Raw genomic sequence first — 796 nt, 5'->3', positions numbered from 1 at the left:
TGAAGCGTCCTGGGTTTAGTTCCGCTTCTTTTACGGCCCTGTGTTGATGGGCTGGGTGAGATAGTACTCGGTTTCTACTTCCTGTGGGGTGGCGTAATCCAAAGCTTCATGAAGCCGCTTAGTGTTCCACCAATGCACCCACCGCAAGGTGGCCAATTCGACTTCACCGACCGACGCCCAGGGGCCTTGGGCATGAATCAGTTCCGCCTTGTAGAGACCGTTGACTGTTTCGGCTAGAGCATTGTCATAAGAATCGCCGACTGTTCCGACACTTGGCCGGATTCCGGATTCCGCGAGAGCTGTGGAATACTTCAGTGACACGTATTGACTGCCCCGATCGCTGTGGTGAATTAACTGGTTTCCATGGATTCGTCCTGCAGTCGTTAACGCATGCTCCAAAGCCTCCATGGGCAGCGCATCGGTGCGCATCGTCGAGCGTGTAGCAACACCAACAATTTTTCGACTGTAAACATCCACGACAAACGCGGTGTAGGCGAATCCTGACAGGGTGCGAACGTAGGTAATGTCGGCAACCCACAGCCTGCCTGGTGCTTGTGCACGAAAGTCTCGCTGTACTAGGTCTGGGCGATGATCCGGTGTCTTCGGGCTAATTGTTGTTACCGGGGTTCGCCCGCGTCTGCGGCCAGAAACACCTGCTAGCTTCATTAATCGGGCGGTCTTGTCGCGGCCGATATGAAAGCCTTCACGGTTCATCGCGTGCCACATTTTGCGAATACCGTAGACCGAGAAATTCTCCGCATGCACACGCTGTATCTCTGGGATGATCAGGCTATCG

Annotated in this window: 1 protein-coding gene; it reads right to left on the bottom strand. The window is 54.4% G+C overall.

Features of this window, described 5'->3' with window-relative positions; all coding sequences use genetic code 11:
* Positions 1 to 30 precede the first annotated feature (30 nt).
* Positions 31 to 796, bottom strand: a 766-nt coding sequence (locus HMPREF3067_RS11155; RefSeq protein WP_141759389.1) for an IS3 family transposase, incomplete at its 5' end; no start/stop codon positions are given.

The organism is Corynebacterium sp. HMSC04H06, assembly GCF_001815935.1.
Classification (GTDB): Bacteria; Actinomycetota; Actinomycetes; order Mycobacteriales; family Mycobacteriaceae; genus Corynebacterium.
The sequence above is the reverse complement of the archived record's forward strand: the minus strand, read 5'-3'. Positions and strand labels throughout refer to the sequence as shown.